This is a genomic window from Vreelandella janggokensis (assembly GCF_031451615.1).
GTDB classification, from domain to species: domain Bacteria; phylum Pseudomonadota; class Gammaproteobacteria; order Pseudomonadales; family Halomonadaceae; genus Vreelandella; species Vreelandella janggokensis.
This window is the reverse complement of sequence record NZ_JARWAJ010000004.1, coordinates 12167-35979: the sequence shown is the minus strand read 5'-3', so window position 1 is coordinate 35979 and position 23813 is coordinate 12167. Positions and strand designations below refer to the sequence as shown.

Here is a 23813-nt window from a genome sequence, read left to right as displayed (position 1 = left end):
TTGATCGCGAAATCTAGCGAGATCAATGGTGTCTAAGCCAGCGCCCCAGTGGAAATCATTATCGACCACATATGCGATTAATGGCGAAAGTGGTGTTGGTTATTCAGGAACCAACGATAGGCATCTTGTAAGCCATCCTCAAGATTGATATTTGCCTTCCAACCCAGCGCTATAAGGCGCGAAACATCGAGCAATTTGCGTGGCGCACCATCGGGCTTGCTGTCATCAAATATCAGTTCACCTTCGAAGCCTGTCACACGCCTTACCGTCTCGGCTAACTCGCGGATAGTGCAGTCTTCTCCAGTGCCAACGTTGATGTGTGAAAGCATTGGAGACGTATGCACTGCGTAATGCTCGTCCTGCACATTCATGACATGCACACTAGCGGCGGCCATATCATCGACGTGCAAAAATTCACGCATCGGTGTTCCACTGCCCCACACGACAACCTGGGAATCGCCTCGTTGGGAGGCCTCGTGAAATCGTCGTATCAAGGCTGGTATAACGTGCGAATTCTCGAGATGGAAGTTATCATTCGGACCATAAAGGTTAGTGGGCATCACGCTGCGGTAGTTACGATCATGTTGACGGTTGTAGCTTTCACATAGCTTGATGCCAGCGATCTTGGCGATAGCGTAGGGCTCGTTAGTGGGTTCCAACGTGCCTGTAAGCAGCGCTTCTTCTTTCATGGGCTGCTGGGCCATTTTCGGGTAAATGCAGGAGGAGCCCAGGAACAGCAGATCCTGAACGCCAGCCATGTGGGCAGCGTGGATGATATTGGCTTCTATCATCAGGTTTTCATAGATGAATTCCGCCGGATAGGTATTGTTGGCGTGAATGCCACCTACTTTGGCGGCAGCCAAGTATACCTGGTCGATTTTTTCCTGCTTAAAGAATGTCTGCACAGCGGCTTGGTTTAGCAAATTAAGCTCTGTACGGCTGCGCGTTATCAGCTCTACGTTTTCGTCGACTTCCAGTCGACGCATCAGCGCAGAGCCAACCATTCCTTTGTGTCCAGCAATAAATACTCGTTGTTTAGACATAATGAATTAATTCTCCACCGAAATCATCACTTCGTGCCCATGTTGCTTCAATAGAGAATGCCGCTTGGCAGTCTTGAGATCATCCGCCACCATTTCCGCACACATTTCCTGTACAGTAATTTCCGGCGTCCATCCCAGTTTTTCCTTGGCCTTGGTTGGGTCGCCCAGCAAGGTTTCCACTTCTGCCGGCCGGAAATAGCGTGGGTCTACCCGCACAATGACATCCCCCACCTTGAGAGCTGGCGCGTTTTCGCCTTCAATGGCTTCAATCACCGCTATTTCTTCAACGCCTTTACCTTCAAAACGCAGCGTAATGCCCAGCTCTTTGGCAGACCACTGGATAAATTCACGAACGGAATACTGCTTACCTGTGGCGATCACAAAATCTTCCGGCTCATCCTGCTGCAACATCATCCACTGCATGCGCACGTAGTCCTTGGCATGGCCCCAGTCGCGTAGCGCATCCATGTTGCCCATGTACAGACAATCTTCCAGGCCTTGGGCAATATTGGCCAGGCCACGGGTAATCTTGCGCGTAACGAAGGTTTCACCACGCCGTGGGGACTCGTGATTAAACAGCACACCATTACAAGCGTACATACCATAAGCCTCACGGTAGTTCACCGTAATCCAGTAGGCATAAAGCTTAGCTACCGCATAAGGCGAACGCGGATAGAAAGGCGTGGTTTCTTTTTGTGGCGTTTCCTGTACCAGTCCGTACAGTTCTGATGTGGATGCTTGGTAAAATTTGGTTTTCTTTTCTAAGCCTAGAAGCCGGATTGCCTCGAGAATACGCAACGTTCCCAGCGCATCAACATCTGCGGTATACTCGGGAGACTCGAAGCTTACCGCCACATGTGATTGTGCTGCCAGATTGTAGACCTCATCAGGCTGCACTTGCTGGATGATCCGTGTCAAGTTAGAGGCATCAGTCAGATCACCATAATGGAGTACAAAATTCTGGTTTTCGACGTGAGGATCTTGATAGATATGATCCACACGCTGGGTATTGAAAGAAGAAGCACGGCGCTTGATGCCATGGACCTCGTATCCTTCGTTTAGAAGGAATTCTGCGAGGTAGGAACCATCTTGACCAGTGATCCCGGTGATAAAGGCTTTTTTCATAACTTGTCCTTTTTCAATACTGTCTGGTAAAGATTAATATATTGTGGCGCTACAACTTTATAGTCAAAGCAGTACTTGATTTTATTGACTGCGCTTATTGAGAGATTTTTGGCGGGCTCGTGACTAAGAACCCACTCAATACCTCTAGCAAGATCTTGAATATCAAAAGGCTCGGCCAAAAACCCGTTTTTCTTGTGATCAACAATATCCAACAATCCTGTGGCTCCGAAAGCAACAACAGGAGTACCACAAGCCATCGCTTCTGATGCGGTTTGCCCGAAAGCTTCCTGCAAACTTGGGACGACCATTACATCTGCAGCACTATAGAGTAACCGTAGCGTAACATCATCATACAGTCGGCCAAGATAATGAGCTTTTTGAGTGAATTCTCCTGCTTGTTCAGGTTGACTCGCTCCAAAGACCACCAAATCAACATTTTTATCTATAAGTTGCAAAGCTTTACTTAACTCATTATAGCCTTTATTGACATCACTGGTTGCCGATATCGCACCAAATAAAACTAATTTTTTATCTTGCGGGAGATTAAGTAATGACCTTGCATATGTTTTATCGGCTGGTGAAAAAACTTTAGTATCAATTGGATTGGGAAGGTATGTATGCTGATGTGAAGAAAATAACTGACTTCTAGCTGCGCAGTTATGTAGCCAAGTACTTAAGCCAACAACTGTTATACTGTTAACAACATCAAAGGCTCTTTGCTTCCTAAGAAAAACTTGCCTGCTGAGGTCATTATCTTTGCTCGAAGCCAATACTGGACAGGCCCCACAGTTTTTCTGATAACGAGAACAGCTCCACATGATATGGCAGCCACCGGTAAAAGCCCAATTGTCATGCAAAGACCAAACAATAGGCGCTTTGATGTTAACAATATCTTCTATTCGCATCATGCCACCAGTCACCCAATGAAGATGAACAACGTCAGGGTTCATCTCATTTATACGATCCACAACTCCACTGAATGGCACGCAAGAAGGGCTAAACAGAGTTTTGGTTCGATTCTTATAACGATGCACCGGCCAAGAATCCAAAAAAGGACGGATTTTGTACCATGCTTTCTGAACCTTAGTGATAGGGCCAATAACCGTGATGTCGTCCGACACCTTCCTCTGCACCAGCATCTGGCTGTCGACTCCCTCAGCCAGCAAAGCTCGGTGAAGTCGGTAAGCTGCACGTGCAGCTCCACCTTCAATGTCCGAAGTGTTGACCATGAGGATTTTCATTGGAACAGGTTCCGCCCAGATAGCAAGCGACTAACTTTGTTGATTATTCGTATATAAAGTGGCTTTTTTTGACGCTTATAGAACTCGAGAATTCTATTAACAGCTAACTCTGACTCCTTATAATCTGTAGTAAGATCTAACTTGTTAGCCAAGCAGAGGTCTTGCGACCTATACCCAGAACTCTCCCCGCAATGCACACCGCTCCCGTCCTGCCCAATGTTGGCAACATAACTGGTTACTGGATTCAGACACATGCCATTGTTCTGAAAAATTGTAGCATACCAGAATATTGCCCATGTATTTATTTTCCCTGTGACATTGGCTTCCACCTGGCTCCAGAAAACACCTGAGTCACCTAGATCAAAAGAACTTTTCTCTTCGTCACTCCAAATTTTGACGAGCGTTTCAGGTTTTTTTTCAAAATACTGCCACCGATCAGCCCAAGTGGCCCAGCCCCAACAATTCATTGCCCGCCATAAAAAAACATCACCAAGGCCCTTAGACTCAATTGGATAATTCCAGCCACTTACATGCCAAACTTTTTTCTTCTCCTCATAAAAATCTAATGCTTGGTTCATAAAACTAAGGAAAGCAGGGCTAGTCAAGATATCATCTTCCATGACAATAACTTTACCATAACGCTGGACAACATCTGTGACACCATCAATTATATTTGCAGCGAGACCCCAGTTATCATTACGTTCAATACAGGTGATGCTTTTAAAGCCATTCACACTTTTTATGTAATCTCTAACCTCGGTCACTCTGGAAGCTTCCTCAGAGCTTTTTGCTCCATCAGAATATATTACTAAATCACTTTCAGAAGCATGATGATTTTTTTTCAAGGCTTCAAGTGTTTGCCATGTGTGCATAGGGCGATTATAGACAAAAAGCAGTATTGGAGCATTATCAGTATACATCATTTACCTTAACAACATATAATTACTTATATGAAATAACTTTCAAACAAATCGAGATTAAAATAGACCACAAATATCAGGAAAAGCTAATGATAACGACGAACGACCTTCAATACTTTAAGTCGCATGCGCATATGACGCAATAAACCTAACAAAACCTTCAGCGAAGGATATAAGAAGGACGCTTTTATAAAAATTTTAAAGAAATTAGTTGATGTAGTGGAAGTTTCTTTTTTTTCCAATTCGTACCTTTCGCTAGAAAGGTTACTAGAGTATTGGAACTCATTTGAAAAATGAACTAGCGGTTGCTTAGCAACATATAGATTTATATGGTCTGTTATTCCCGTATAGTGATCAATAGGAGCATCTATGTTTTCCAATACTTTTATAAGTTTTTTTGCACCATGATAATTTATTAAATACCCATAAGTACCACAAGCCATTTCAACGGGTTTACCCACAACAAACCCAGCATTCTTTTTACGGCCCCAGAGGCTAACTCTCGATGGCCTCTTTCTATCTACTTGATGCCCCAAAAGCAGAACATCCCAACCTGAGGGTAATTTATCTATACGGTTAATAAAATGAACCAATTCAGGGTCAATATTTACATCATCCTCTAATATCAACATAATACAATCTTCAGTAATAGACTTATATAATGTAAGGTGACTAAGCAAACAACCAGCTTCCCCAGGCGACAAGTCACGATTAAAGCCAGTCCTCCAGTAGGGCTTTCTATTAGAATTAATTTTCGTCAAGACACAAGAATCTATTTTATTACCATCAACGGCGTAAAAAATGTCTGCATAAGAAGATAGTTTTAAGTTCTCCAATGCCAATAAAACGCTATCTCTTTTAATTTTATCTTTTTCTAAACTAACTATTTTTATAGAAAATTTTTTATTCATAATTTTCACTAGTAACAATAGATGAAGGGAAACTAGGATGCAAAGTCATGTTTAACACAAGAAAAGTTTATGATCTCGTGAAAAGAAGGTAGCTTATAATTTCAAGTAAACTCAAGCTAGTATATAGATTGAGAATTCAACTTTGTAGATGGCACATCAAATGAGGGCATAATAACAAGCGGAAAATTCCCAATTCAAAATAAAAACAACACAATGACACACAAATCTATAAAGATATAGTAACCAAAATTAACTGAAGAAAGCACTAACTGCCATGATTCGTTCACTGAGTAATAATAGCAGTCAATCTTAATCATTAAGGTGGAATTAGTGATGTGTCATGACAAAATATTTTGCGATGAGTGAAGTATCCCGTTTAAACATTGACACTGTTATCTACTAATTTCAATTTAAGATTTAACCCAATGTTTACCTTCTACTCTTGGTTTTATTATAATCAATAATCAGAAATATAAATGCCTGAACCATATTCTTCAATAGATATAAGCCGTATTAAAATAAGCATTTGCGCAAAAAATCTTAAAAATAATAAAATCAAAGTGGGAACTCAGCATTCCTCCAAGATCTTTGGTGTTCACTTGTTTTACCGTCAAAATCATATCCAAATAATCTAATATCATCTTCATATACTTCTTCAACGATTTTCTTAGATGCGTCAGTGTAGTATTGTCGATAATCTTTATGATCTGAGGAGTTAATATTAGCAAGTGTATTAAATGATTCCCACCGTTTAGCATTATAGATATAGCTAAAATCTTCAGCTAAAGATTCAAAAAAACATATAAAATCTAGATCAACCTCATTATGAACAATCGATAAAAAACTCGACTGTGGCCTAAAATGATTCCAAACGTCAACATTTTCTTTGGTAACCCAATTCATTACAAAATCATTGAAGTCATAATAACCTGAAATATTTTCAATAAAAAAATCTTGATCTTTTTGACCAAAACCGCCACTCTTTAAGAAGAAATAGGCTGATACCAAACGATCCCAAGGATTCCTAACAACTGTAAACTTAAATACATTCGTATAATCAAATGGGCCTAATCCAATAAAGGCGTTATGCAATGTTATATGGCCTGCACCCAAACTTCCATATAAAGACTTATTTACAGAAACTCCTGCACATTTTGGTATGTGCAAAAACAAAACGCCATAACACTTTATATCTCTTAGTGAGTATCTAGCTTTTACACCAGAACCAAAATAAAGCCTTATTAATTTCGGCTGCCTACATATAGCGAAACAAAAATCTTTGGCTCTCATTAACAAAGTAGAATGTTTTTTCTTTATCACAACTCACCCAATATTCTATCTCAATAGATTTAATTAATAATTTTACCAAAATTCTTAAATACCAAGGGTCTCTTTACTAATATGCAAAATAAAACTCACTTCTTCTCAAGAGCTTCAAAGAACTGCCGGCTTTTCCGAGACCTTTTATAACTGCCATTCGACCTAGCAAAATACCACTGAATGTCGACTGTCTTTATTGAAGCCCATGCCGTACACATACAACAATGCATTCGACATTCATACCTTTGATTATACTTTAATTCGTAATTAAACAACTTCGTCTGATCTCCATTGATGGTCGAGAAGCTTTTTTAAAGACTCAAGCAGAACAGCGAAAAAGGACATACTGGGTCTGGAGCTATTAAGGAGACATACTGCCGGAACGCGTTTGATCTTACCTAGCCAACAGTAAACAATGGTTTAAGTGATCATTCTGGTTTCGAAGCCCTCTGGGCTGATTATTCTAAAGCACTTGCAACCGATTTTTGTTGTAGTCCACTTCGACGCACTCAAACACCTAGAGCCTCATACCGTTTCGTATTTTAAATTGCTCTCGTTGACCGCTTCAACTTTAAGACTGTGTGGAAGAAGCTTCCGGCACAGGCATTATCATAGCAGTTGCCTTTAGAACTCATGCTGCACTTATAGCCAACAGTGATTGGTAAAACGTAGAACTGTACTGACTACGTCGGTCCAAATGGACTATCACGCCTTTGGCCATTTTGCGATTGCATAGAGCCATCTATACAAGATCGGCCGTCATACGTTCACTCATTGCCCAATTTCCAGGAGTAAAGGTAAGCACAAGCCGCTTCCCCTCACTCAATGACGTCGCCTCATCGAAGCCGACCGGTTTTAAACCTTTCCATCTCCATCCGTGCGAGGAGATCAGTAGACGTCATCGACTGGATATAAATCTCATTGAGAGTAGCTTTAACAAATCTTTTGTCGGTTTCCTAAGTTGCTTATTGAATCTAAGATTTTTTTTTAAAAAAACTCACTGTCTGCTGCGTAATAAGATTCAATCTTTTTTATCGAGTGACCAGATAGATCATTTGCTTTGAACGAGTAGGAGGAAGCGACATTTTTACGTCGCGAAATTTCCAGTCCAAGCTCACTTTTAATAAACGAATCCAAGAGCTCAATTGAGACAAAATTAATACGGCTTAAGTCTGGTGTGCTCAAGTCTAAAAAGTTAGATATTGGATTGAAGTGATGATTAGGAAACTGAAAAATGTCGTCTACAATGACATTTATATCTTTCTGGTTAGTAATTTTAGAATGGGACATTCGCTGGATACGGCGATTGTAGTTTTTAGGTGAGTAAAACATATTTAACGCACTCATAAACCTATCAAGCGGGTCACGCGTCACACAAAAAACCATATAATTTGGATAACTGGCAAGGACATTGGCCAGAGTATCAAAGGAATGCACAAATCCAAATTTACCTATTTCCCGACTTTCTGTTGACCCATCGACAATTCTAGATAGAATTTCTTTTTTATTTTCTCTATAACTTGCCAAAGAGAAACTGTTTCCAAAACCATCATAACTTAAAAAAGGTTGGTCACCTGAGTTTGTCAGATTTATATAGGAGCGCAGATACGCCTCTTGAACTATTTCTGGGCTAGCATTTATTTCAAATAAATTCTTGACTGAGCTGCAACCACATTTCGGTGTTTCAACGTAAATAACTGAAAGAGTTTTTGAGATCCATAGAAAGTTACTCACCCTACACCCGCATGTACTATTGCAACACTGAATAGATTCTTTGAAAGGCATTCTTGAATTCACAGAAACTAGCGGAAAAAGTTTATTTTTAAGCCCCACCAAATCAAGCATTTCTCATCTCCTTTTTTAATTAGTCCTGAATCTGTGATTGCGAAGCCCAGATTTTGCCTACTTTGCTTTTCGATTCGTTTTTATCACCAGCATAACTTTTCCCGCTACTTACGACAGCTGACAGGAACGACATAGACCTCCGCCCCCCTGTTGACGAGCTGCTTTCTCAGTATTTCTACTCCATTTTCAGCAGCCAGGCATCTCTTTAACGGCTGACCTGCGTGGCAGTGCCGATTAGCTAATGATTACAAATTTAGCTAGGTAGCTCATAAGCATAACGATGTCGCTACTCGACTATTGATATAAAGTTATAAAGTTATAAAGTTATAAAGTTATAAAGTTATAAAGAGAATCACTATACGAAAGCGTATCGAAAAACAAGCTTATATCAACCATGGGTAGTATACTCACATAGATATAGACCATAAGCAGTACTTATTCTCAGGAAGTCGCACTAGAACCTCCATAATGAATTTTCCGAACATGCAACACAAAATCAGGGCTTAATCATCTAATGGACCAAACACGAGGCTCACATTCAAACTCTTAGCAAGTCAAAGCAATAATTAACATCACTATTGCTAATTATCGAAAATATCCTCTTTGCTAAAGTCGAATCAGCCTGGAAAAGAAACCACGCAATCGACTTCGGTAATGCACTCCTAAAAGCTGCAGTCGGGTTATCGATATTTTCCAATAGATATCTAGTGACCTAATCCGCTCAAGGTATTTAGCATCTACGACTGCAATGCGATTTTGGTAATCCTTATTATTAGAATCGTATACCTTTTCTAGTTCTTCCTTCGAAAACGCAACCGTTTCCTTTGATACGCTCTGTGTACAACGCTCCGCGTTCATACGGATTATTATTTCCGGCTTTATTGGAACTCCTAGTTGGCCGGGCTTCACGTTGCGATTAAAAAGCCAAACGACTTTTTGATCTTCAGAAAATTGGGGTCGCTCGAAGTCGGAATGTAGCTCATGCCTGGTATTAGTAGCAGTAACCTCTGTATAGCAGTGCTGTTTGAGTGGATAAAGTTCGCTACATACCCATTGCGCATACCACATCGTCCTGCCAGACCCGTGGTAAATCACGGGAAACATCGCTTCTGCAAACTCTCGTGAGAATATATGGACCTGTAGGTCGAACCCTGCGATGGGGAAGGCGCGGCGTAGCTTAAGTTCGGCGAGGTTAGATGGCTCTGCCCAGGAAAAAGCCCAGCTAAGTGGATCCAAGAAAGTTGCAGCCACTGGTCGGTAGGTAACAAGCAAGTCTCTAATGCATTCTGCCACCGATACTCCATCGTTCGTCTCTAGCACGATGTCATCATCACAGAATATATAATAATCATAATTTTTGGGAACTTCTTTGTAGAGCAGGCTGCGTCCTTCGCTCCAAGTCAGGCCTTCACAAGAAAGGAATGCGTCCGGATCGTCCTTACCCCCCCAGTTCAAGCGGTAAAAGTCAGAGAATTCGGTCGAAAAAAACTCCCGCTTTTTTCGAGTCAACTCCTCGCCTACTCGATTGCCTTGCTCAAGCACACAGAAGGTCTTCCTTTTCATTTCGAAACATCCTTGAGATCTTCCAACCATGCCGCTAAAAGTGGAATCTCCTCGGCGCCTACATACCCTTTGCTGACAAGAACCTCGTACATCGCAATCATATTGTCACCAATACGTGCCGGATCCGTATCAAGATCGACTGCCATAAGATCATCGACGATCGACTCGTTGTGCAGGTAGCCATCCAGTTCTTCACGAAAGTCCTTCATTAGATCGTGTTCATTGCGATCCTGCACTACAGTTGCCTTAGTGAATCCGATCGACCAACCATGCTGCCAGGCTGCGACTTGAGCAACAAAGCTCCGCCAGATATCAGTCATCCGGAAACTGCAAAAAGATGGTAGATAGAGTAGAGGGTATGCCTCCGGGAAGAACTGGGTATTTTGGCTGTTGAACGGGCAGATCGAGTCCCTACCAAGGGCTATGGAGGGCCCGTCGCGAAACCAGAGAGGGAGATCTCCGACCATACGGTATATAGCATCTACATCTGGATTGTCATCGGCGAGGCCCTGACGTATAGGTACTTTGGCACGTTGGTTTTCGACTTGGGCGAGGTCGGGGGGAGATTTGCGTACTTGATTTAGCGGAAAGCCTCTCGGCCAGACACTAACTTCACTGAAGTAGCGATATACATTGACCCAACCGGCTGACTCCAAGTGCGGTCCATTCCATTCGACTTCGGGGGTTACCCAAAAGCCATCTTTTGGGATGTTGTCATCGTCTGTATCAATCACTAGCTCACTACCCGCCCGGATCGCCTCAAGGTAGCCGATATTCTTTCTGCAATAATGATTGTACGGTAACAATTTCACGATCTGGTAGCCAAGCGCCTCTTGATCTGCCACAGAAAGATATGTGCAACCATCGAGCTGGAAGCTGTCAGGGCTTTTCTTATCACCCACAACAATAAAATGCATATTGTTGTCGGCACAGCCGTCACTAATAGCACTCAGAATCGGATTCTGATCATTCGCGATAGAAGTGATAACTACGGTTTTTTTCATCCTATTTCTCTTGTTAGAGCTTTGTATTTAATAGTGGACTTACCTACCAAAATTGAGTAACGTACCACTACATTTAGTTAATTTTTCTATGCCTATTTAGGCTTCTTAATTTACGTTTTCAGTGACGCATCAATATTAAACCGACTAGCTCACCAATTTTAGAGCGATGAAGATGTCGAGACTATTCAATGCATCTCACTATATACTTTTAGTCTACGCTGAGGTGTAAAATAAATTAGTCATCGTTCTGACCGCCTTTCAGTGGCGAAACAGCCAATAGCGAATCCTGGACCAAGAACTAATTATGTTGAGCTCATTTGCTCGCGCTCTCAAAGCAAGAAAGCTTTTTAAATACTAACAATTGTGCAGACTGATGAAATGCCGAATTGTGTCTTATCTGGCGAAGTGCGAGAAATCAGGTTACCAACTGCTTAGTGCTTTCTGCGTTACGTATTTTCTGCCATACGCTGGAAGACGGCATTACGCGATGCCAGATCATCATAACTACCATGGTCCACGACTTTACCAGCGGCCAATAAGTAGATGTTGTCACACTGTTTTACCGTGCCCAATCGGTGAGCAATCATAATGATTGTCTTCTTTCCAGAAAAATCGTGTATGGCGTTCATCACCATCTTTTCAGTAATACCATCTAGCGCACTGGTTGCCTCATCCAATACCAACACATCAGCATCGTTGTAGAGCGCCCGTGCGATACCTATGCGCTGACGCTGCCCACCTGAAAGCTGAATGCCTCGCTCACCCACACGTGTATTCAAGCCATCTGGCATGCTTTCCAATAGCTCTGAAAGATGCGCCATCCTTGACGCTCGCTGCACACGGGCATCATCAATTTCATCTAGAGGCAAGCCAAATGCAATGTTCTCGCGGATACTGGCATCTGCCAAGAAGATAGCTTGTGGCACAAATCCTAAGCTATTTTGCCAAGCACGTAGTTTCTTACCGACTAACACTTCGTCATCAACTTTTAATTCGCCAACTTCTGGCATCATGAGCCCCAATAATACATCAATGGCCGTCGATTTTCCCGAACCTGAAGCTCCAACCAAACCAATCACTTTATTAACCGGTATCTCTAGCGTCAGCCCATCAAGTGCTTTTTCTTCCTTTCCAGGGTAACTAAAGTGTACATTGTCCAGCACGATACGTTGTTGGGGCGTAAGTTTGCCTGCATAACTAGCAGGAACACTAGAGGCATCTTGTTGGCTGGCGATCAGATCTTCTTCTAAACTATCAAACGCGGCAATATTACCTTTAACGTTGGCAAGGCTCGTGTAAATCTGCTGAAATGCAGGTAATAGTTTAAAACCTGCAAGAGCGTAAACAGAAAGCACGGGCAATATATTGCCGAGATTTCCGTTATACTCGGCAAGCAGATAAAGCACCAAAAAGATGACTGCACCAAAGGCAACCAGCTCCATAGCGTAACGCGGCACCTGAGACAAGCCTGCAGTTACGCCGCGTGCATAACCAACTGCTTGGCTCGTTTCCGCAAACCGCTTGTTGAAATCCGCTTGGCGACCAAGCAGCAAAGTATCTTTAATTCCACCAAAACCTTCGTTCATCAGCTTAAAACGCAATTGGTTTGTTCTAGTTATAACTTTACCGTTCTGAGACAAGCGGCGACGCACAATTCGATAAAGTACTACGTAAGCAAAGCTAAATAATACTAGTCCAACAATGGCCACCAACGGATTAAAGAGAAATATGGATATGGCCATAACCAATGCCATTATACCTTTAGCATTCATCTGCATCAGCGGTTGTATCACTTGGCTGGTGATACGTCCTGTTTCCTGGGAAATTTTGTTGATAAGTTGGCTGCTGCTGCCGCTGGCGTGAAACAACCATGGCTGCTGCATGTAATGTTGATAGAGCCGTGTGGAAAGTTCCGCCCCAATCTGTTGGGCATAAAGTACTAGTCGCCAGGTGGCGTACATAGAGATAAGGGCGGCAATCGTCAGAGCAGCCAGGACTGCAATACCCAGCCAGAAAAGAAACTGCCGGGGTGTTTCCAAACCGCTAGCCTCGTATAGCTGTGCTAGCCTGCCATCGCCTTCCAACCGACCGATATCTCCTACTACCGCCATGAAGGGCCCAATAGCAGCAACGCCAGCAACTTCGGCGAAGGCCATCAATATCACCAGCACCTGCAATCGGAGCAGTTTTGTACGCTGTTCATGTGTTAAAAGCTGGTAAAGCTTACGAATACGTTGAAACATTAATCATTAACTCTCAAAAAAGACACTCTCATCTGGACTTTTACTTGGGCGACTGATATTGATAACAAAATTTGCGCCCACATTTACCCAGTAAATTTTATGATCACATAACTACCATGGCTATAACTTTATTTTTTAGCCTTTTTATTCGATTCTTCTTGCAAGCTATTAAGCACACGTGCACTAAACTCAGCAACAAATGCGGCCATTACACCGGCTATGCCTCCTAACACAATGCCAAGTATGATTATTAGCTTTCCATTGAATTCATGTGAAAAGTTTTCCGAATCAGTTTTTACTGCTAATGAGATACGCTCTGAAGGAATTAATTGTTGCTCAGTATTGTATTCTTGAAAAAGTGTTGATCGCAGCTGGCCTAAGCTGCTCAGCATTCGGTCGTGACGCTCAACAATTGGTGCTACCAAAGCTTGATGAAAATCTTGCACAGCGCTACTTTCTTCTTCGCCACCTTGGGTGATAAGCGTGATTATATTTGACCCGTCGATATATTTTACGTTTGCAGTTAAGCCAGTAAATTCATCGGACTTTTGCCTTACCGTAGGAATTATAGCGCCGTTTAACTGTTCTTCTATTGAGATAAGTGGCTCAATAAGTTCTTTTGCTGTTTTATACCCAACGGCTAACTGTGTGGTGTATTGGTACGTTTGCTCTCCATTCTGATTTTCAGTTTTTTTTAGCAGGACCCACCCCAATGATGCCAACACCACTATTACAAACGTGCCTATAAACCACCAACGGCGATGAATAAGAACCTTGGCTAAATCTACTAATGATATTACATCATCGTGATGGGTACTACGTGGTGGCTGCTCCATGCTTACTCTTCATGGCCTCTGATATTTAAACGACTAGGCACGCTACCGCCCGGGGATGTTCCGGACGCATTCCCATGCCCTACTTTTTTATATATGCCATATGGTGCGATTCCGCTAGGTAGTTAGCAATCACTCACACACAAAGCAATTTTAATTGATTGGCATCATACATTTTCTTAATCACGGGTACTACGTTGACGCGTGCTTGGTTGTGTGCTGCCAAGGGCGAATACTTATAGATGAACTGATCGCTCGACGAGTCGTGCTCCTACAAAAACCTGCTTTGAGCGGCCGCTGATGAGCGTTTGTAGACGTTCTGATCGCCCAATGAATTGGGCTCCTACTAAGACCTGCTGGGTGGCACCAAGGGCATCAAGCTTGGATATTATATTATTTTCAATAGCTTATTGATGATATCGCTTTGTTCAAGCTCTTCGGTGTTGACGGTCATCTCGGCGTTTTTGGGTGCTTCGTAGGGGCTGTTGATGCCGGTGAAGTCTTTGATGACGCCATCCCGCGCTTTTTGGTAGAGCCCTTTGGGGTCGCGCTGTTCGCAGATATCCAGCGGTGTGTCGACATACACCTCGACGAAGCTGCCTTCATCAAACAGGGCGCGGGCGGTTTCTCTATCCTTGCGGAACGGGGAGATAAACGCCGTAATCACGATGATGCTTGCTTCGGCAAACAGCCGTGCCACTTCGCCTACGCGGCGGATGTTCTCGACACGGTCTTCTTCGGTCATCCCCAGGTCTTTCGACAGGCCATGGCGGAGGTTGTCGCCATCCAGCAGCATGGTGTGATAGCCACGCCGGTTGAGCTCCACTTCCAGGGCATTGGCCAGGGTCGATTTGCCGGAGCCGGAAAGCCCGGTGAACCATACGCATTTGCCTGCATGGCCTTTGATACGGGCGCGCAGGTCGGGGGTCACGCTTGCACGGTTCCACACCACGTTGGCTTTGCTGTCATTTTCGCGGAATTCATAGGGCAGCTCGCTTTCCAGCTGCTGGTGGACCATACCCGCGCCCACGGTAATATTGGTCAGGCGGTCGATGATGATGAAGCTGCCTGTACCGGGGCTGGTGCGGTAGTCATCCACCGGGACGGGCGCGGTTAGCTCTACCTGGCACCGGGCAATGGTATTGAGGTCCAGATGTTCTGCGTGCCGATGCTCCAGCGTGTTCACGTCGATTTGGTAGTCGATAACGCTCACCTTACCCGCCATTTCACGCGTGGCCAGCTTCAGGTCGTAGAGCTTGTTCGTTTCCAGCGGGGTTTCGTGCATCCATACGATGTCGGCTTCAAACCGCGTTGCCAGGGGTGCCTGGCTGTTTTCTTCCACCAGCCAATCCCCACGGGAAACATCAATTTCATCCACCAGGGTGACGGTAATCGCATCGCCTGGGTAGGCGGCTTCCAGGTCGCCATCGTAGGTCACGATGCGTTCCACCTGGGTGGTTTTGCCGGATGGCAATGCACGGATGGTTTGGCCTTGTGTGAGGATACCGGCGGCCAGCGTGCCGCTGTAACCGCGAAAATCCAGATTGGGGCGGTTAACGTATTGGACGGGGAAACGCAGGTCACGCAGGTTCTGGTCGTGGGTGATCTCGACGCTTTCCAGCCGCTCGATGAGCGTTTCGCCCTGGTACCAGGGCATGTTGGCACTGGGGTTGACGACGTTGTCGCCTTCCAGGGCCGACATGGGCACAAATTGAATATCCGGGGCGTTGAGTTTTTCGGCTACCCGTTGGTATTCCGCCTTGATTTCCTCGAAGCGTTGCTCCGAGTAGTCGATCAGGTCCATTTTGTTGATGGCAACAATCAGGTGCTGGATACCCAATAAATCGGCAATGAAGCTGTGGCGGCGGGTTTGGGTCTGCACGCCATGGCGGGCGTCGATCAGGATTACTGCCAGGCTGGCGGTGGAGGCGCCGGTCGCCATGTTGCGGGTGTATTGCTCGTGCCCCGGCGTATCCGCGATGATGAACTTGCGTTTGTCGGTGGAGAAAAACCGGTAGGCGACATCAATAGTAATGCCCTGCTCACGCTCCGACTGAAGGCCATCGACCAGCAGCGCCAGGTCAACGTTGTCACCCGTCGTGCCGCTGGTTTTGGAGGCCTTGGTAATGGCGGCCAGTTGGTCCTCGAAGATCATCTTGGAGTCGTGGAGCAAGCGGCCAATCAGCGTGGATTTACCATCATCGACACTGCCGCAGGTGATGAAGCGTAGCAGGTCTTTGTTTTCATGTTCGCGCAAGTACTGCTCGATGTCTTCGGCGATTAATTTTGACTGGTGTGACATGATAAGGCCTTGAGATATCAGAAATAAGAAGTAAGAAGGAAGAGGTCAGGAGCCCCATTGGCTAAGGACTGTGACCTGCAGTGGGCGCGTTACCATGAGAAGCTTGCCGTCGAATCAGTCCTGTTAACATAGCGGCGATCTCTTTTGTTTCGGATACCCACAAGCGACCCTGCTCACGTTCGATGTATCTAATCTCTGTTCCTATGTACACCTGAGTACGCAACTCGGCACATGAGCCTAAAGCGATATATAAAAACTTGACGCGGTCTTTGGTGGTTGGCCTTGCCATACCCTCGGCGATGTTACTGGGAATCGACAGACCAGAGCGTGTGATCTGGTCCTTGAAGCCAAAATCCCGTGAATCGACAAAGTGCAGGTACAAGTCAGCAGACAAGCGCGCCGAGCGCTTCCATACATCCAGCGTCTCAAAGTTCATTGCTTTCTCTTCCCTCTTACTTCTGGTTACTTCTAAGGCGATCCGCGCCTTAGAAGTAACCTTCCCTCTTCTTCTTCTCCATCGAGCCGGCCTGGTCGTGGTCGATGGCGCGGCCGCTGCGTTCGCTGGTCTTGGTCAGCAACATTTCCTGGATGACCTCGGGCAAGGTGGCGGCCTTGGATTCCACCGCACCGGTGAGCGGGTAGCAGCCCAGGGTTCTAAAGCGCACCCACTTTTCTGCCGGCACTTCGCCCGGTTCCAGCGGCATGCGGTCGTCGTCGACCATGATCTGCATGCCGTCACGCTCCACCACCGGGCGTGGGGCTGACAGGTACAGCGGTACAATGGGGATCGATTCCAGATAGATGTACTGCCAGATATCCAGCTCGGTCCAGTTGGAAAGCGGGAACACGCGGATCGATTCGCCCTTGTTAACCTTGGCGTTGTAGATATTCCACAGCTCAGGGCGCTGTTTTTTTGGGTCCCAGCGGTGGTATTTATCGCGGAAGGAGTAGACACGTTCCTTGGCACGGGACGCTTCTTCATCACGCCGGGCACCGCCAAAAGCGGCGTCAAACCCATGCTTGTCCAGCGCCTGCTTGAGCGCCTGGGTTTTCATGATGTCGGTGTACTTGGCACTGCCGTGGTCGAACGGGTTGATGTTCGCCGCCCGACCTTCTTCGTTGGTGTGGACGATAAGCTCCATGCCCGCCTCTGCCGCCATGCGGTTGCGGAACTCGATCATCTCGCGGAATTTCCAGGTGGTGTCGATATGCATCAGCGGGAACGGGGGCGTGCCGGGGTAAAACGCCTTGCGCGCCAGGTGCAGCATCACTGAGGAATCTTTGCCGATGGAGTACATCATCACCGGATTGGAAAACTCGGCGGCGACTTCGCGAATGATATGGATCGATTCCGCTTCGAGCTGCTTTAGGTGGGTTTGGCGTTCGGGCGTTATCTCGGTCATGCGGTTTCCGGGTGTTTAGGTTTTTGGCATTAGGGGGAAGATATAAGAAGTAAGAAGTAAGAAGTAAGAAACCCCAAGATCGAAACCAGTGCTGTGATCTGCTGTTGTTTTAGCTTCCAACTTCTAGCCGCGCAGCGGCGTTCTTCAAACTTCCTTCTTCCAGCCGCGTAGCGGCGCTCTTCTAGCTTCCAGCTTCAAGCTTGCCCTGAAAGGGCAGCGCGAAGCGCGTCTTCCCACCGGCTGTCACGCTGGCCACAGACGATAAAGAACGGGTTGAGCACGCTTTCCTGCTGGTTGCAGCGAAGTGGCTCCAGGGTTTCGGCGTTGAGTACCTCGCCACCGGCGGCGGTGACGATGGCCTGGGCGGCGGCGGTGTCCCATTCGCTGGTGGGGGCGAGGCGCGGGTAGAGGTCCGCGCTGCCTTCCGCCACCAGGCACAGCTTGATAGAGCTGCCCATTGAGACGCACTCGTGGGCGGGCAGGCCGCTGCAGAAAGCTTCAAAGATTTCTGCACCGTGGCGTCGGCTGCCGACCACTTTCCAGGATGACTCTTCGGGCTCGGGCAGTTCCCGCACCTGAATATTGATGTAAATGCCCTGGGCGATCTTGAAGACTTCGCCGCCCACCTGCCCTACCCAGGTGGTTTGCAACACCGGGGCGTAGACGATACCGAACACCGGCACGCCGTTTTCGATCAGCGCCACATTGAGGGTGAATTCACCGTTCTTGCTGATGAATTCCTTGGTGCCGTCCAGCGGGTCGACCAGCCAGTAACGCTGCCAGGTCTGGCGAGTGGCAAAGGGCACCTCGGCAGACTCTTCGGAGAGCACCGGCACGTCAGGCGTCAGGTCCTTCAGCAGCGCCAGCAGCGCGTGATGCGCGGCCATATCGGCTTCGGTGAGCGGGCTCTGGTCGTCCTTGGTCTCGACGGAGAAATCACGCTCATAAACCGCCATGACCTCACGCCCAGCGGCGTGTACGCCTTCGATCAGGCGGGCGCGTCGTTCATTCGAAATAAAAGCAGTCACAAAAGATCCTTAGAAAAAAGATGGAAGAAGGAAGAGGGAAGAAGGAAGAACTTCTTATTCCCTACCTCTTACCTCTTACTTCTTCAGCCGCGCAGCGGCGTCTTCCGTCTTAAAAAGGCCATACCAACGGCACCAGGGTTATCACCGTGACGGCGACAATCGCGCTGAGCGGTGCGCCGAGGCGCAGGTAGTCGCTGAAGCGGTAGCCGCCGGGGCCGAGGACCATCAGGTTGGTCTGGTAGCCCAGCGGGGTCATGAAGCTGGCGGAGGCGGCAAACATGATGGCGATGGCAAAGGGGAGAAAATTCACCCCCAGTTGATCCGCGACCGAGACGGCAATGGGGAACATCAGCACGGCGGCGGCGTTGTTGGTAATCAGCTCGGTGAAGACCACGGTCAACAAGTAAACGAGTGCCAGCGCGGCCCAGGGGGCCAGGTCATCGGCTAACAGTAACCATTGGGCGACCTGAGCGGCGGCGCCGGTTTCGGTCATGCCGGCGCCCAGCGCGAACGAGGCGGCGATCACGATCAGTACGGAAAGATCCACATAGCGCCGGGCTTTGCTCATGGGTACGCAACGGGTGGCCAGCATACCGCCACCCGCCAGCAGCGCGGCTTCAAGGATCGACAAAAGGCCAGTGGCGCTAAATATCACCATGCTCGCCAATATGCCAAGCGCTACAGGGGCTTTACGAAAATCCGGCGGTGTGGAGTCGGTCAGGCCGCTGACGAGCAGGAAGTCTTTGCGGTAGCGGTACTGGTCGACAAAATCCTGGGCGGTTTCCAGCAACAAGGTATCGCCCACTTGCAGTGAAATATCGCCTAGTTTGCCCGGCAGCCGTTTTCCATTCCGCGATATGGACAGGATCACGGCCTGATAACGGGAGCGAAATCGCGATGCCTTGACGGTTTGATTCAGGCCACCGAAATCCGGCCCGATCACAGCTTCCACCAGGCAGCGCCGGTGGTGGGCAATATCCAGCTTGTGAATATCGCCACTGGCGGGCTTTAGGCCCCGAATACGGCGCAGCTCGCGGGCGCATTCCGGTGCGCCGATAAATATCAGTATATCGCCGGACATCAACTCGGTTTCCGGCGGTACGGCGGTTAGCAAGTGCTCGTGGCGTTCGATATCCGCCAGGTAACCGTGGGCCAAGCTGCGCAGCCCCGCATCCGAGATGGTTTTACCCACTAGGGGGCCTTTGGCTTCTACCTCTACTTCTACCGAGTATTCGCGGGCCTGTTCGAGTTGCTCAAGCACGCCCTGGCGTTCCGGCAGCAGGCGGTTGGTAAAAAAATACAGAAAGGTACCGCCTATCAACACCAGCGGTACACCGACCCACGCCAGTGAAAACATCGAAAGGCTGACGCCGCGCTCGGTTTGCAGCAGGCCATCCACCACCAGGTTGGTGCTGGTGCCTATCAGGGTGCAGGTGCCGCCGATGATCGCGGCGTAGCTGAGCGGTAGCAGCAGCTTGCCCGGCGGCAGTTTCAGCCGGGTGGCCCACTCTTGTATCGCGGGGATGAACATCGCGACCACGGTGGTGTTGTTCATGAACGCACTCAGCCCGGCGGCGGGTAGCAACACGCGCAGTTGGGCCTGACGGAGCCTTGAAGGCTGACCCAGCAAAAGATGGGCGAGCCATTGAATGGCCCCGGTTTCCTTGAGCCCTGCGGCCACCACGTAGAGCGTGGCAATGGTAATCACCCCGGGGTTGGAGAACCCTTGCAGCGCTTGGACGGGGGATAAGGTGCCGCTGATGACAAGGCATCCCAGGGCGGCCATCAGGATGGCATCGGGGGCAATGCGGGTAAGCGCGAGGGCGGCTAAGGTGGCAACCACCACCATCAGGGTAAATATCGCCGCTACTTCCATGATGCTCCGTTTCTGAACCAGGCCGTTTTATAAAGCGTCCGGGCACGCTACCGCCCGGGGATTGTTCCGGGCGCTTTCCCTTGCCCTGATCTTGATTTGCGCTGCGTTGGGTCGCTGCGTTTTTGTTACAATGCCCGTTGACCCTAGTGGTATCAAACCTTGTGCTTCCACTCATTATAACGCCAGGAGCGCCATGAGCCTTCATGCTAGCCAAGCCAACGCGGAATGCGCGCAATGGTACCTGATCCAGTGCAAGGGGGGCGAGTCTTTCCGTGCTGCCGAGCAGTTGGAAAACCAGGGCTATCATGTCTTTCACCCGGTGCTGGCGGTGCAGCGAAAGCGCCGTGGCAAGCTGGCATGGGTCACCGAGCCCCTCTTCCCGCACTACCTGTTTATCAGGTTAGACCAAGTGGCGAGTAACTGGCGCCCTATCCGTTCCACGCGGGGGGTTTTGAAGCTGGTGACCTTCGGCGACCAGCCCGCCGTGGTGCCTGAGCATATTGTCGATACGCTGTACCAGCACCTTGTAGGCAAAGAGACCCAGCAGGAGGCCTATTTTCACGTAGGCGATGCGGTTGAAGTCACGGTGGGGGCTTTCAAAGGCCAGCTGGCCCAGCTTACCGAACTGAAAGGCCAGGACCGCGCCCTGCTGCTGCTTACCCTGCTCAACCGCCCGCAGCAGGTGGAAGTGCCTGTTGCGCATTTGCAGAAGCGGTGAGGGGTTGTGGGCTTGATCGCCCTGTAGTAGCCCAATTCATTGGGCGATCAGCAAGCAACAAGGCGCCGAGGGTGATCGCTGATAGATGGTCTAATCGCCCGACAGAGTCGGGCTTCTACAGGGGTTGGGAGCGTGTACTGGGCAATCAGTGTGAAGCCAGCTCGTTAAAGAACGAAGGGTTTTCTTGAATGGTCGCGAGTACCTTCGCTGCCAACCCTGTTGGATTGCGACGCTTGGTCTCCCAACTTTTTATGGTGTCGATGCTGGTGCCCATTGCGTCGGCAAACTCAGCTTGAGATACATGCAATTTTGCCCGAATTGCTCTGACATCCGCCACTTCGTGGCGAGTCACCCGGCTGGCTTTCGTCTTACCCTTTTGGATCTCGACAGCTTCTTGCAGCGATGTGTTGAGCTCATCAAAAATACTCATCAAGAAACCTCCTCTCTTAACTGCTGGGTAAGTGCTTTGAGCGTAGCCTTTTCAGAAGGCGTCAAACTGTCTTTCACATTTTTGGGATAAGCCAGTATCAGGTAGATCACCTCAGCGGTAGCTAGAAAATAAATGACGCGAGCTCCGCCTCGTTTACCCTTATGCCCCAACCTTACGCAGTCCCCCAGTGCCTTGGATCAGGTCACCCTTGTCCGGCTGCGCAATGAGCGTTAACTGAAGCTCCTTTATCTCGTCATCAGAGGCAATTGTGTCGATTTGCCTAGTGAACGTGGGCGTTTCAATAAACTCTATCCCGTGAGTCACCATTATGGCTTTCCTTCAACCAGCATACCTTATGGTGTACAAAGTACACAACAAAAATCGAAATGTCGATGTATTATTAACATTTTCGACAGAGGTGATCGCCCGACAGAGTCGGGCTCCTACAAGGGCTGGGTGCAACCACCCACGTATGTGCATGGAGGGGGTTGTAGGAGCCCAATTCATTGGGCGATCAGTAGTGATCGAGCCACCGGAGGTTATCGTCTGTAGGCGGTCTGATCGCCCGACGAAGTCGAGCTCCTACAGGAGCTGGGAGCATCCACCCACGTATGTGCCATGGGGGTTTGTAGGAGCCCAATTCATTGGGCGATCAGGGTCGATCAAGCCACTTCGTTTAATTACTTATACACGGGGAACTTGTTGCATACCGCGGCGGCTTTATCCAGCACCTCGGCCTCGATGGCGGCGGTGTCGTCGCCGCTGGCGAGGACGTCGAGGATGTCGCAGATCCAGCCGGCCAGGTCGCTGCACTCTTTTTCACCGAAGCCGCGGGTGGTTACGGCGGGTGTGCCGATGCGCAGGCCGGAGGTGACGAACGGGCTTTGCGGGTCGTTGGGCACGGCATTCTTGTTGACGGTGATGTGTGCACGGCCGAGGGCGGCGTCGGCGTCTTTGCCGGTCACGCCCTGCTTGATCAGCGAGAGCAGGAAGAGGTGGTCTTCGGTACCGCCGGAGACGATGTCGTAGCCGCGTTCGATAAACACACCCGCCATCGCCTGGGCGTTCTTGACCACCTGCTGCTGGTAGGTCTTGAACTCCGGCGCCATGGCTTCCTTGAAGCAGATCGCCTTGGCGGCGATGACGTGCATCAGCGGGCCGCCCTGGCCGCCGGGGAAGACGGCGGATTGAAGCTTTTTCTCAATATCCGCGTTGTTTTCGGCGGAGAGAATCACGCCGCTACGCGGGCCGCGCAAGGTTTTGTGCGTGGTAGAGGTGACCACGTGGGCGTGGGGCAGCGGGCTTGGATAAACGCCAGCGGCGACCAGGCCGGAGACGTGGGCCATGTCCACCAGTAGGTAAGCGCCTACTTCGTCGGCGATCTCGCGGAACTTGGCCCAGTCAACAATTTGCGAGTAGGCAGAGAAGCCCGCAATGATCATTTTGGGCTTGTGTTCCCGAGCAAGATCGGCGACCTGGTCGTAGTCGATCAACCCTTGTTCGTTGAGGCCGTACTGAATGGCGTTGTAGTGCTTGCCGGAGAAGTTGGGCTTGGCGCCGTGGGTCAGGTGGCCACCGGCATCCAGGCTCATGCCCAGAATGGTGTCATTGGGCTTGACCAGCGCCTGGAAGACGGCGCTGTTGGCCTGGGAGCCGGAGTGCGGCTGCACATTGACGTAGGTCGCGCCGAACAGCTCCTTGGCGTAATCGATGGCGAGGTTTTCGGCGATGTCGACGAATTCGCAGCCGCCGTAGTAGCGCTTGCCGGGGTAGCCTTCGGCGTATTTGTTGGTCAGCTGGCTGCCCTGGGCTTCCAGTACGCGGGGGCTGGCGTAGTTTTCGGAAGCGATTAGCTCGATGTGGGCTTCCTGGCGGGCCACTTCTTTCTGCATGGCGTCAAAAAGCACATCATCGAATCCGGCAATTGTCATATCGCGGCTGAACATCGGCGGGAAACCTCGTACGAAGGGTCGTCATGAAAGAGTAGGCGCCCATGATACCTCAGCCG

The 23813-nt window shown here is 48.5% G+C and carries 20 protein-coding genes and 1 pseudogene; 1 reads left to right on the top strand and 20 read right to left on the bottom strand.

Going from position 1 to position 23813, the window contains the following annotated elements:
- Positions 1-77: 77 nt before the first annotated feature.
- The 17 genes and pseudogenes from fcl to QC816_RS11935 all read right to left on the bottom strand — a co-directional run bounded on the left by fcl (position 78) and on the right by QC816_RS11935 (position 20657).
- Positions 78-1043, bottom strand: a complete 966-nt coding sequence (gene fcl / locus QC816_RS12015; RefSeq protein ID WP_309782468.1) for a GDP-L-fucose synthase — start codon at positions 1041-1043, stop codon at positions 78-80.
- Positions 1044-1049: 6 nt separating this feature from the next.
- Complete coding sequence (gene gmd, locus QC816_RS12010) at positions 1050-2168, bottom strand: GDP-mannose 4,6-dehydratase (RefSeq protein ID WP_309782467.1); 1119 nt, start codon at positions 2166-2168, stop codon at positions 1050-1052.
- The gene (locus QC816_RS12005) at positions 2165-3409 is read right to left on the bottom strand and encodes a glycosyltransferase family 4 protein (RefSeq protein ID WP_309782464.1); all 1245 of its coding nucleotides are present in this window, start codon (positions 3407-3409) and stop codon (positions 2165-2167) included. Before QC816_RS12005 ends, gmd begins: the two co-directional genes overlap by 4 nt.
- A complete protein-coding gene (locus QC816_RS12000) occupies positions 3406-4329 on the bottom strand; it encodes a glycosyltransferase family protein (protein WP_309782463.1) in 924 nt (307 codons plus the stop codon). The genes QC816_RS12005 and QC816_RS12000 overlap by 4 nt, the downstream gene beginning before the upstream one ends.
- Before the next feature lie 86 nt (positions 4330-4415).
- Complete coding sequence (locus QC816_RS11995; RefSeq protein ID WP_309782461.1) at positions 4416-5240, bottom strand: glycosyltransferase family 25 protein; 825 nt, start codon at positions 5238-5240, stop codon at positions 4416-4418.
- A gap of 555 nt (positions 5241-5795) precedes the next feature.
- Positions 5796-6560, bottom strand: coding sequence for a sulfotransferase family 2 domain-containing protein (locus QC816_RS11990; protein WP_309782458.1), 765 nt, complete (start codon positions 6558-6560; stop codon positions 5796-5798).
- 420 nt (positions 6561-6980) lie between these two features.
- Positions 6981-7341: pseudogene (locus tag QC816_RS11985) on the bottom strand (IS3 family transposase); the annotation flags it as partial.
- A 206-nt stretch (positions 7342-7547) separates the two neighbouring features.
- Complete coding sequence (locus tag QC816_RS11980; RefSeq protein WP_309782457.1) at positions 7548-8405, bottom strand: sulfotransferase family 2 domain-containing protein; 858 nt, start codon at positions 8403-8405, stop codon at positions 7548-7550.
- A 606-nt stretch (positions 8406-9011) separates the two neighbouring features.
- Positions 9012-9968 (bottom strand): hypothetical protein, encoded by a 957-nt coding sequence (locus tag QC816_RS11975; protein WP_309782455.1) that lies wholly within the window; start codon positions 9966-9968, stop codon positions 9012-9014.
- Positions 9965-10972, bottom strand: a complete 1008-nt coding sequence (locus QC816_RS11970; RefSeq protein ID WP_309782452.1) for an STELLO glycosyltransferase family protein — start codon at positions 10970-10972, stop codon at positions 9965-9967. The genes QC816_RS11975 and QC816_RS11970 overlap by 4 nt, the downstream gene beginning before the upstream one ends.
- A 446-nt stretch (positions 10973-11418) precedes the next feature.
- On the bottom strand, positions 11419-13215 hold the full coding sequence (locus QC816_RS11965) for an ABC transporter ATP-binding protein (RefSeq protein ID WP_309782450.1): 1797 nt from the start codon (positions 13213-13215) through the stop codon (positions 11419-11421).
- A 128-nt stretch (positions 13216-13343) separates the two neighbouring features.
- Entirely contained in the window at positions 13344-14051 is a 708-nt protein-coding gene (locus QC816_RS11960; RefSeq protein ID WP_309782447.1) for a hypothetical protein, read from the bottom strand.
- Positions 14052-14436: 385 nt separating this feature from the next.
- On the bottom strand, positions 14437-16350 hold the full coding sequence (cysN, locus tag QC816_RS11955; RefSeq protein WP_309782444.1) for a sulfate adenylyltransferase subunit CysN: 1914 nt from the start codon (positions 16348-16350) through the stop codon (positions 14437-14439).
- A 61-nt stretch (positions 16351-16411) separates the two neighbouring features.
- Positions 16412-16786 carry a four helix bundle protein gene (locus QC816_RS11950; RefSeq protein ID WP_309782442.1) on the bottom strand — a complete coding sequence of 125 codons (375 nt, stop codon included), beginning with the start codon at positions 16784-16786 and terminating at the stop codon, positions 16412-16414.
- A gap of 49 nt (positions 16787-16835) precedes the next feature.
- Positions 16836-17753: a sulfate adenylyltransferase subunit CysD gene (gene cysD, locus QC816_RS11945; RefSeq protein ID WP_309782440.1), complete on the bottom strand. Its 918-nt coding sequence runs from the start codon at positions 17751-17753 to the stop codon at positions 16836-16838.
- 194 nt (positions 17754-17947) lie between these two features.
- Entirely contained in the window at positions 17948-18781 is an 834-nt protein-coding gene (cysQ, locus tag QC816_RS11940) for a 3'(2'),5'-bisphosphate nucleotidase CysQ (protein WP_309782438.1), read from the bottom strand.
- A gap of 109 nt (positions 18782-18890) precedes the next feature.
- Positions 18891-20657 carry an SLC13 family permease gene (locus QC816_RS11935; RefSeq protein WP_309782436.1) on the bottom strand — a complete coding sequence of 589 codons (1767 nt, stop codon included), beginning with the start codon at positions 20655-20657 and terminating at the stop codon, positions 18891-18893.
- A gap of 193 nt (positions 20658-20850) precedes the next feature.
- Between QC816_RS11935 and rfaH the strand changes: the two genes are divergently transcribed.
- On the top strand, positions 20851-21375 hold the full coding sequence (gene rfaH, locus QC816_RS11930) for a transcription/translation regulatory transformer protein RfaH (RefSeq protein ID WP_309782434.1): 525 nt from the start codon (positions 20851-20853) through the stop codon (positions 21373-21375).
- A 145-nt stretch (positions 21376-21520) separates the two neighbouring features.
- Here the strand turns inward: rfaH and nadS are convergent, their stop codons facing one another.
- The 3 genes from nadS to glyA all read right to left on the bottom strand — a co-directional run bounded on the left by nadS (position 21521) and on the right by glyA (position 23751).
- Positions 21521-21805, bottom strand: a complete 285-nt coding sequence (gene nadS, locus QC816_RS11925; protein WP_092830910.1) for a NadS family protein — start codon at positions 21803-21805, stop codon at positions 21521-21523.
- Complete coding sequence (locus QC816_RS18310; RefSeq protein WP_422823747.1) at positions 21805-21915, bottom strand: hypothetical protein; 111 nt, start codon at positions 21913-21915, stop codon at positions 21805-21807. Before QC816_RS18310 ends, nadS begins: the two co-directional genes overlap by 1 nt.
- 570 nt (positions 21916-22485) lie before the next feature.
- Positions 22486-23751, bottom strand: a complete 1266-nt coding sequence (glyA, locus tag QC816_RS11915) for a serine hydroxymethyltransferase (RefSeq protein ID WP_309782428.1) — start codon at positions 23749-23751, stop codon at positions 22486-22488.
- Positions 23752-23813 lie beyond the last annotated feature (62 nt).